The organism is Streptomyces ossamyceticus (assembly GCF_001418475.1).
Taxonomy (GTDB): Bacteria; Actinomycetota; Actinomycetes; order Streptomycetales; family Streptomycetaceae; genus Streptomyces; species Streptomyces ossamyceticus.
The window spans coordinates 1-9,969 of record NZ_LIQX01000117.1; the positions used below are offsets into that span (position 1 = coordinate 1).

At 68.0% G+C, this 9,969-nt stretch carries 5 protein-coding genes and 1 pseudogene; 3 read left to right on the forward strand and 3 right to left on the reverse strand.

The annotated features are described in order from the left end of the window. Positions 1 to 239: 239 nt before the first annotated feature. Complete coding sequence (gene rpsT, locus AOK15_RS10495) at positions 240 to 506, reverse strand: 30S ribosomal protein S20 (RefSeq protein ID WP_055515178.1); 267 nt, start codon at positions 504 to 506, stop codon at positions 240 to 242. Positions 507 to 784: 278 nt separating this feature from the next. On the opposite strand from rpsT, the gene lepA reads away from it, so the two are divergent. Together lepA and AOK15_RS10505 are read left to right on the forward strand one after the other, a co-directional pair. Further along, positions 785 to 2,653, forward strand: a complete 1,869-nt coding sequence (gene lepA, locus AOK15_RS10500) for a translation elongation factor 4 (protein ID WP_055515183.1) — start codon at positions 785 to 787, stop codon at positions 2,651 to 2,653. Positions 2,654 to 2,956: 303 nt separating this feature from the next. Beyond that, the gene (locus AOK15_RS10505; RefSeq protein WP_055515188.1) at positions 2,957 to 4,834 is read left to right on the forward strand and encodes an AMP-dependent synthetase/ligase; all 1,878 of its coding nucleotides are present in this window, start codon (positions 2,957 to 2,959) and stop codon (positions 4,832 to 4,834) included. Between the two features lie 5 nt (positions 4,835 to 4,839). On the opposite strand, the gene AOK15_RS10510 is transcribed toward AOK15_RS10505, so the two are convergent. Next, a complete protein-coding gene (locus AOK15_RS10510) occupies positions 4,840 to 5,412 on the reverse strand; it encodes a response regulator (protein ID WP_055515196.1) in 573 nt (190 codons plus the stop codon). After that, complete coding sequence (locus AOK15_RS10515) at positions 5,409 to 9,545, reverse strand: HAMP domain-containing protein (RefSeq protein WP_205632110.1); 4,137 nt, start codon at positions 9,543 to 9,545, stop codon at positions 5,409 to 5,411. Before AOK15_RS10515 ends, AOK15_RS10510 begins: the two co-directional genes overlap by 4 nt. Positions 9,546 to 9,678: 133 nt before the next feature. On the opposite strand from AOK15_RS10515, the pseudogene AOK15_RS46650 reads away from it, so the two are divergent. Beyond that, positions 9,679 to 9,969 (forward strand): annotated as a pseudogene (locus AOK15_RS46650) (protein phosphatase); the annotation flags it as partial.

The window sequence follows — 9,969 nt, forward strand, 5'->3', positions numbered from 1 at the left end:
CCCCACACACACGTACCGGCCCCCACGCGCACCGGCCCCCCCAGCGCGAAGACCCCGTCAGCGCGAAGACCCCGTCGTCCTCCCTGGGGAAGGGAGGGTGACGGGGTCTTCGTTTCACGATGGTGGACTTGCACCCGCGTGGCGAACGCAGGCCGCGTGCAGGTCCAGGGGTGCCGGGCGGGAGCGGATGAGAGAGGGCCCGCTACGGGTCCGTCCGGCGGTCAGATCAAAGGTGAAGCTCAGCCCTTGAGGGAAGCGACCTTGGAAGCAAGCGCCGACTTCTTGTTGGCGGCCTGGTTCTTGTGGATGACACCCTTCGAGACGGCCTTGTCGAGCTGACGCGCGGCAGCGCGCTGGTACTCGGTGGCCTTCTCGGCGTCACCCGCGGCAGCGGCCTCACGGGCCTTGCGGATCGCGGTCTTGAGCGACGACTTGACGGCCTTGTTGCGCAGGCGCGCCTTCTCGTTGGTCTTGTTCCGCTTGATCTGGGACTTGATGTTCGCCACGAATGAGCCTCTTCAGCTACTGGCGACCGAGGACATGCAGGGCATGCGAACCCCGGGCACCTTTGGTTTTCTTTGGGATGTGCCTCCTGCAGAGAGGGCATGAGACACAGCCACCCAGGCTACCAGTGGCTCCGCGAGTGGCCCAAACCCGCCCCAGCCCCGCGCCCGTGGGACCATGGAGCCTACGCATAGACCCGGTAGACCCCGTTCGTACAGACCCGCTAGATCCGACCCGAGACCGCAGACGGCTGCGGACGCCTCAAGAATCAGGACCCTGCGTGCCCGCGATCCCTAGCCATGTGCCCGAGCCGAGCCGTACCGCCCCGGCTCTGATCCGCAATTTCTGCATCATCGCGCACATCGACCACGGCAAGTCCACGCTCGCCGACCGGATGCTCCAGTTGACCGGTGTGGTCGAGCAGCGGCAGATGCGTGCTCAGTACCTCGACCGCATGGACATCGAGCGTGAGCGCGGAATCACGATCAAGTCCCAGGCGGTGCGTCTGCCCTGGGCGCCGACCGGCGACCCGGGCAACACGCACATCCTCAACATGATCGACACCCCCGGGCACGTCGACTTCACCTATGAGGTGTCACGGTCGCTGGCCGCCTGCGAGGGGACCGTCCTCCTCGTGGACGCCGCGCAGGGCATCGAGGCGCAGACCCTCGCCAACCTGTACCTGGCGATGGAGAACGACCTCACGATCATCCCGGTCCTCAACAAGATCGACCTGCCGGCCGCTCAGCCGGAGAAGTTCGCCGAGGAGCTCGCCAACCTCGTCGGGTGCGACCCCCAGGACGTCCTGCGGGTCTCCGCCAAGACCGGTGTCGGGGTCGACGCGCTGCTCGACCGGGTCGTCGCCGATGTCCCCGCCCCGGTCGGCGTCAAGGACGCTCCGGCCCGCGCGATGATCTTCGACTCGGTGTACGACTCGTACCGCGGCGTGGTCACGTACGTCCGTGTCATCGACGGGCAGCTCAACAAGCGTGAGCGCATCAGGATGATGTCGACGGGCGCCACCCACGAGCTGCTGGAGATCGGCACGAACTCGCCCGAGATGCTGGGGGCCGACGGCCTCGGCGTCGGTGAGGTGGGCTACCTCATCACCGGTGTGAAGGACGTCCGCCAGTCCAAGGTCGGTGACACCGTCACCAGCCAGCAGAAGGGCGCCACGGAGGCTCTCGGCGGGTACAAGGACCCCAAGCCCATGGTCTTCTCCGGGCTCTATCCGCTCGACGGATCCGACTACCCCGAGCTGCGCGAGGCCCTCGACAAGCTCCAGCTCAACGACGCCGCGCTCGTCTACGAGCCGGAGACGTCCGCCGCGCTCGGCTTCGGTTTCCGTGTCGGCTTCCTCGGGCTGCTGCATCTCGACGTGATCCGCGAGCGGCTGGAGCGCGAGTTCGGCCTCGACCTGATCGCCACCGCGCCGAACGTGGTCTACCGCGTCGTGATGGAGGACGGCACCGAGCACACCGTCACCAACCCGAGCGAGTTCCCCGAGGGCAAGATCAACGAGGTGTACGAGCCCGTCGTACGCGCCACGATCCTCGCGCCCACCGAGTTCATCGGCTCGATCATGGAGCTGTGCCAGACCCGGCGCGGCACCCTGCTCGGCATGGACTACCTCTCCGAGGACCGCGTCGAGATCCGGTACACCCTGCCGCTCGCCGAGATCGTCTTCGACTTCTTCGACCAGCTGAAGTCCAAGACGCGCGGCTACGCCTCGCTCGACTACGAGCCCACCGGCGAGCAGACGTCCAGCCTGGTCAAGGTCGACATCCTGCTGCACGGCGACAAGGTGGACGCCTTCTCCGCGATCACCCACAAGGACGCCGCGTACGCGTACGGCGTGCGGCTCGTCGCCAAGCTGCGGGAGCTGATCCCGCGGCAGGCCTTCGAGGTGCCGATCCAGGCCGCCATCGGCTCCCGGGTCATCGCCCGCGAGACCATCCGCGCCATCCGCAAGGACGTCCTCGCCAAGTGCTACGGCGGTGACATCTCCCGGAAGCGGAAGCTGCTGGAGAAGCAGAAGGAGGGCAAGAAGCGGATGAAGATGGTGGGCTCTGTGGAGGTTCCGCAGGAGGCCTTCATCGCCGTGCTGTCCAGTGACGACAGCGCCGGCGGAGCCAAGGGCAAGAAATAGCCACCTGCGGGGATCTCCGCAGGTCCCGGCGGTAGCCGTTGTTACCCCCGGAAACTTGGGCAGAATGCGGGCCCGTCGCGTTTCGGCGCGGCGGGCCCGCATGTCTTCGAGGCGCGGCGGCCGCGTGCTCGTACGGTCGTTCTCGGTGGAAAGTGACGCCCCGCCGCCCCTTACGAACCAGCCAACCTCGCTCTACCCTGATCACCACTCGATGGTTACTCGCGAGTTAAACAACAGCCGCTTTGAGCCAGCCGCACAGTCCATGCTGACCCTGCCGCACTGTCGCGGGCCCCGGAGGATGTCGTGAGCGACACACAGACCCTGATCGAGAACCGCCCGCCGTCCATGGCGGCCCTCTTCCTGGAGCGCGTGGCGGCCACGCCCGACGCGGAGGCATTCCGTTACCCGGTGCCGCCGGCCTCAGGCCAGGGACCTTCGGACTGGAAGCCGCTGACCTGGGCGGAGGCTGCCGCGCGCGTCGATGCCATCGCGGCCGGGCTGGTCGAGCTGGGCGTACAGCCGGAGGAGCGCATCGCGCTGTCCTCCGCCACCAGGATCGAGTGGATCCTGTGCGACCTCGGCATCATGTGCGCCGGTGCCGCCAATACGACGATCTATCCGTCGACCAACGCCGAGGAGTCGGCGTACATCCTGTCCGACTCCGCCAGCAAGGTCCTCATCGCGGAGAACGCCGAGCAACTGGAGAAGGCACGGGAGAAGAAGGCCGAGCTGCCCGCGCTGACCCATGTGATCGTCATCGACCCCGAGGGCGCCGACCTCTCGGAGGACTGGATCCTCTCGCTCGCCGAGCTGGAGAAGCGCGGGACGGCGTACCTGGAGAAGAAGCCCGACCTGATCAAGGAGAAGGTCGGCGCGATCACCAAGGACCAGCTCGCCACCCTCATCTACACCTCGGGCACCACCGGTCGCCCCAAGGGCGTGCGCCTCCCGCACGACAACTGGGCGTACATGGGCAAGGCCATCGCCGCGACCGGTCTGCTCAGCGCGGAGGACGTGCAGTACCTGTGGCTGCCGCTCGCGCACGTCATGGGCAAGGTGCTGCTGTCCGGGCACATCGAGGTCGGGCACATCACCGCCGTCGACGGCCGGGTCGACAAGATCATCGAGAATCTGCCGGTCGTGCGGCCGACGTACATGGCCGCGGTGCCGCGCATCTTCGAGAAGGTCTACAACGGTGTCGCCGCGAAGGCCCGCGAGGGCGGCGCCGCCAAGTACAAGATCTTCCAGTGGGCGTCCGAGGTCGCCCGCGAGTACGCCAAGGTCAGCCAGGACAACTTCCGCCGCACCGGCACCGCGTCCGTGCCGTTCGGGCTGGGGGCCAAACACAAGGTCGCCGACGCGCTGGTCTACAAGAAGCTGCGTGAGGCGTTCGGCGGGCGGCTGCGCGCCTGTATCTCCGGCTCGGTGGCGCTCGCACCCGAGATCGGCTTCTTCTTCGCCGGCGCCGGCATCCCCATCCTGGAGGGCTACGGCCTGACCGAGTCCTCCGCGGCGTCGTTCCTGAACCCCGGCGAGGCGTTCCGTACGGGGACGGTCGGCAAGCCGCTGCCCGGCTGCGAGGTGCGCATCGCGGACGACGGCGAGATCCTGCTGCGCGGCCCCGGCATCATGGAGGGCTATCACGGGCTGCCGGACAAGACCGCCGAGGTCCTGGAGGCGGACGGCTGGTTCCACACCGGTGACATCGGCGAGCTGTCGCCCGACGGGTACCTGCGGATCACCGACCGCAAGAAGGACCTGTTCAAGACCTCCGGCGGCAAGTACATCGCGCCGACCGAGATCGAGGGCCAGTTCAAGGCGCTGTGCCCGTTCACGTCCAACGTCATGGTCATCGGCGCCGACCGCAACTTCTGCACGGCCCTCATCGCCCTCGACGAGCCGGCCCTCCTCGGCTGGGCCAAGGAGAACGGACTGGAGGGCAAGTCGTACGAGCAGATCATCGCGGCCCCGGCCACGGTGGAGCTCATCGAGGGGTACGTCACCCAGCTCAACCAGGGGTTGCAGCGGTGGCAGACCGTCAAGAAGTTCCGTCTGCTGCCGCGGGACCTGGACGTCGAGCACGGTGAGCTGACGCCGAGCCTGAAGCTGAAGCGGCCGGTGGTGGAGAAGGAGTACCAGCACCTCATCGACGAGATGTACGAGGGAGCCCGGGAGAAGTAGCGAGGTCAGCTGCCCTGGTCCCTGGTCACCAGGGAACGGAGTTCCTGGACCTGTATGCGGGCCTCCGCCAGGTCCGGGGACTCCTCGGACAGCTGTTTCTCCAGTGCGCTCAGGCGGGACAGGACCTGTTCCGCCTGTTCCCTCTGCCGTGCCCGCAGGACCTCCAGTTTGCGGGTCTTGCGGTGCAGCTCCAGGAAGACGCTGACCTTCGCGCGGAGGACCCAGGGGTCGAAGGGCTTGGTCAGATAGTCGGCGGCGCCGGTGGCGTAGCCGCGGAAGGCGTAGCCCATCTCTGCGTCCGTGCCGGTGAGGAAGATGATCGGGACGTCCTTGGTCTGGTCGAGGCGCTTGAGGTTGGCCGCGGTCTCGAAACCGTCCATACCCGGCATGCGGATGTCGAGGAGGACGACGGCGAAGCGCTGCCGGAGCAGGGCCTTCATGGCTTCCTCGCCGGAACGGGCCCGTACCAGCGGCTCGTTGAGCGATGCCAGGACGGCCTCCAGCGCGATCAGGTTGTCCTCCATGTCGTCGACGAGGAGGATGCCCGCGCGTCCGTCGGTCCGGTCCTGAGTGGTCATGGTGAGGGTGCCTCGTTCTCTTCGGTGCGTTTCTCGGGCGACGGCTCGGCGCCCTCCGGGTCCAGGACGGCGCACACCACGGTGAGCAGCTGGTCGACGTCCACCGGCTTGGGTACGTAGTCGTTGGCGCCCCGGGCGATGGACTTCTCGCGGTCGCCGGGCATCGCCTTCGCGGTCAGCGCGACGATGGGCAGACCGGCCCAGCGGGGCGTGCGACGGATGGCGGAGATCGTCTCGTAGCCGTCCATCTCCGGCATCATGATGTCCATCAGGACCAGCTCGACGTCCGGGTTGCGCTCCAGGGTCTCGATGCCCTCCCGCCCGTTCTCCGCGTACAGCACCGGCATGCCGACACGGCCGAGGACATGGGTGAGCGCGAAGACGTTGCGGATGTCGTCGTCCACGATCAGCACCCGCCGGCCCGGCAGGATCTGGCCCGCGCGCCCCGCCTTCCACACCTCCAGCTTGGTGGGCGCGGGCCAGGTGTCGTCCTCGGGGGCGGCCGGGTACGGCTCGGCCGCCAGCTGGTCGGGGATCAGCGCCGTGGCGGGGTCCTCGGCGCCGCCGGTCACCGTGTGGCCGGGGCTGAAGACGGGCACGTACAGCGTGAACGTCGAGCCCTTGCCGGGGATGCTCTCGGCGATGATGCGGCCGCCCAGCAGACCCGCGATCTCCCGGCTGATGGACAGCCCGAGGCCGGTGCCGCCGTACTTGCGGTTCGTGGTGCCGTCGGCCTGCTGGAACGCCTCGAAGATCACCGGCAGTTTCTCCGGCGCGATACCGATGCCGGTGTCGGAGACCGCGAACGCGATCACCTCGTCGGTGTCCTCACGGGCGTAGCGGTGTTCGGGGTCCTTGATGCGGCTGACGGTCAGTTCGACCCTGCCGGACGCGGTGAACTTGATCGCGTTGGAGAGCAGGTTGCGCAGGATCTGCTGGAGGCGTTGCTCGTCCGAGTACATCTCGCGCGGTACGTCCTCGCCGACCGTGACCTCGAAGGCCAGGCCCCGGTCGAGGGTGAGCGGGCGGAACGTGGCGTGGACGTAGTCCAGCAGCTTGATGAGCGGCAGCCGCTTCGGCCGTACGTCCATCCGGCCCGCCTCGATCTTCGACAGGTCCAGGATGTCGTTGATCAGCTGGAGGAGGTCGGAACCCGAGCGGTGGATCGTCGACGCGAACTGCACCTCCTGGTCCGTGAGATGGCCGTCCGGGTTGTCGGAGAGCAGGCGCGCCAGGATGAGCAGCGAGTTGAGCGGTGTGCGCAGCTCGTGCGACATGTTCGCCAGGAACTCCGACTTGTACTGGGAGGAGGTCGCGAGCAGGGCCGCCTTCTCCTCCAGTTCGGCGTTCGAGCGCTGGAGCTCCGCCTGCTGCTTCTGGAGTTCGTCGGAGCGTTCCTGGAGCTGCATGGCCAGGCGCTGGGACTCGCCGAGGAGGGACTCCGTGCGGGAGTTGGCGATGATGGTGTTGATCGCGACGCCGATGGTGTTCACGAACTGGTCGAAGAACGCCAGATGGACGTCAGAGAAGCGGGAGAACGAGGCGAGTTCGATCACGCCGAGGAGCTTGTCCTCGAAGAGGATCGGGATGATCACCACGCTGGAAGGGGCCGCCTCCCCGAGACCACTGTTGATCTTGATGTAGTCGGGCGGGGTCTGCTCGACCAGGATCCGCTTCTTCTCGCGGGCCGCCTGGGCGACGAGACCGTGCACGGGCAGGCCGCCGGTCTCCACCGTCGCGTCCTGCGCCGACCCGTAGCCCGCGATGAAGCCGAGGCCCTTGCCGGGGGCCACCGTGCGCAGGGCCGCGCCGTCCTGTTCGGGGTCGGCCAGGTAGAAGGCGCCGTACTGGGCCTTCACCAGCGGTGTCAGCTCGCGCAGGATCAGATCGGCGACCTCCATCAGATCGCGGTGGCCCTGCATCAGGGCGGCGAGGCGGGCGAGGTTGGACTCCAGCCAGTCCTTCGCGCGGGTCGTCTCACGGAGGTTGGCCACCATCAGGTTGATGTTGTCCTTCAGCTCGGCGACCTCGCCGCGCGCCTCCACCGTGATGGAGCGGGACATGTCGCCCTGGGTCACGGCCGAGGCCACCTCGGCGATGGCGCGGACCTGGGTGGTCAGGTTCAGCGCGAGTTCGTTCACGTTCGTCGTGAGGCGCTTCCAGGTGCCGTACACGCCCTCGACCCGTGCCTGCCCTCCGAGCTGGCCCTCCGAGCCGACCTCGCGGGCGACCCGGGTGACCTCGGAGGAGAACGACGAGAGGGTGTCGACCATGGTGTTGATGGCGGTCTTCAGTTCGAGGATCTCGCCGCGCGCGTCCACGTCGATCTTCTTGGAGAGGTCGCCGTTCGCGACGGCGGTCGTCACCTGGGCGATGTTGCGGACCTGCGAGGTCAGGTTGTCGGCCATGGAGTTGACGTTGTCGGTCAGGTCCCGCCACACACCGGACACGCCCAGCACCTGGGCGCGCCCGCCGAGCCGGCCGTCGGTGCCGACCTCGCGGGCCACCCTCGTCACCTCGTCGGCGAACGCCCGCAGTTGCTCCACCATCGTGTTGACGGTGTCCTTCAGCTCCAGGATCTCGCCGCGCGCATCGACGGTGATCTTCTTGGAGAGGTCGCCGTTGGCGACGGCGGTCGTCACCTGGGCGATGTTGCGGACCTGGGAGGTCAGGTTCAGGGCCATGAAGTTGACGTTGTCGGTGAGGTCCTTCCAGACGCCGGAGACGCCTCTGACCTGCGCCTGACCGCCGAGGTTGCCTTCGGTGCCGACTTCGCGGGCGACGCGGGTGACCTCGTCGGCGAAGGCGGAGAGCTGGTCGACCATGGTGTTGATGGTCGACTTCAGCTCCAGGATCTCGCCCTTCGCCTCGACCGTGATCTTCTTGCCGAGATCGCCCTGGGCGACCGCCGTGGAGACGAGGGCGATGTTGCGGACCTGCGAGGTCAGGTTGTCCGCCATGAAGTTGACGTTGTCGGTGAGGTCCTTCCAGACCCCGGAGACGCCTCTGACCTGGGCCCGGCCGCCGAGGTTGCCTTCGGTGCCGACTTCGCGGGCGACGCGGGTGACCTCGTCGGCGAAGGCGGAGAGCTGGTCGACCATGGTGTTGATGGTCGACTTCAGCTCCAGGATCTCGCCCTTCGCGTCGACGGTGATCTTCTGGCTCAGATCGCCGTTGGCGACGGCGGTGGTCACCTGGGCGATGTTGCGGACCTGGGAGGTCAGGTTCGACGCCATGAAGTTGACGTTGTCGGTGAGGTCCTTCCACACCCCCGACACACCTCTGACCTGCGCCCGGCCACCCAGCTGGCCCTCGGTGCCGACCTCACGGGCGACGCGGGTGACCTCGTCGGCGAAGGCGGACAGCTGGTCCACCATCGTGTTCACGGTGAGCTTCAGTTCGAGCAACTCGCCGGTCGCCTCGACCGTCACCGTACGGGTGAGATCGCCGCGCGCGACGGCGGTGGTCACCAGGGCGATGTCCCGCACCTGCGCGGTCAGCCGGGAGGCCATCGTGTTGACCGCCTCGGTCACGTCCCGCCAACTCCCGGACAGGCCCCGCACCTTGGCCCGGCCGCCGAGCCGCCCCTCGGTGCCGACCTCGCGGGCCACCCGGGTCACCTCGCCGGTGAACAGCGACAACTGGTCCACCATCTTGTTGACCGCTCGGCCCAACCGGCGTAAGTCGCCGCGCAGTTGCCGGTTGCCGTCGTGCAGGTCGACCCGCTGGGTCAGATCGCCGCCGGCCACCGCGTCCAGCACCCGCGTGGCGTTCACCGCGGGGGCGACCAGCGCGTCGAGCGTCTGGTTCACATCGTCGACGCGGGTCGCCCAGGCGCCCTGGCCGGGGCTGGCCGAGAGCCGCTCGTCCAGCCTGCCGTGCCGCACCAACTCCCTCTTGACGCGCTGTACTTCACCGCCGAAGTGCGTGCTGCGGTCGATGATCTGGTTGAAGAGGGCGCACAGCTCCGCGACCGGCGCGGGACCCGTCTCCGGGGTCTTGATGAAGGTGCCGTCGCGGGCCGCCGTCATGGCGGCGGTGAGCGCACGGAGGTCGGACGCCCGGATCGGTCCGTCCGTTCCGCTGTCTTTCTGACCGTCTTCGAGCGCCTGCGTAGCACTGTTCTCACTCATGGTTGCCCACTTCGGTAACTCGGCGCTTATGAGTGTGGCCAGTCTGTCACTCTGTCCGTGCCGCCTGAGGCCTATTCGTCCGAACTTCTCAGGGAGCCGCTCAGTGGGGGCCATTCCGACGCAACGGGAGACCGTGCCGCGTTCTCCTGATGCCCCCGCGCGTCCGGAGGACGGGAGCGCGCCGGAGGGCTGCGCCGGCGCGGCCTACGTCGGCTCCGCACGCGCCGGAGCCGACCGGCGTGCGGTGGCGCGGTTGTCGCTGCCGGGAGGGCCGCTCGCGCCCGGAGCCGCCCGGCGCTTCGTCGGCAGCGCGCTCCGGGAGTGGGCGGAGCTCGAACTCCCGGGTGCCGACACGTTCAGTGGCCGGCTCGTCGAGGACGTGCTCGTCGTGGTCAGCGAACTGGTCACCAACGCGGTCGTCCAC

Bases quoted from the DNA above. Each gene is read 5' to 3' on its own strand.
- AOK15_RS10515 (WP_205632110.1), bottom strand. From the start codon at position 9,545: ATGAGTGAGAACAGTGCTACGCAGGCGCTCGAAGACGGTCAGAAAGAC.
- AOK15_RS10510 (WP_055515196.1), bottom strand. From the start codon at position 5,412: ATGACCACTCAGGACCGGACCGACGGACGCGCGGGCATCCTCCTCGTC.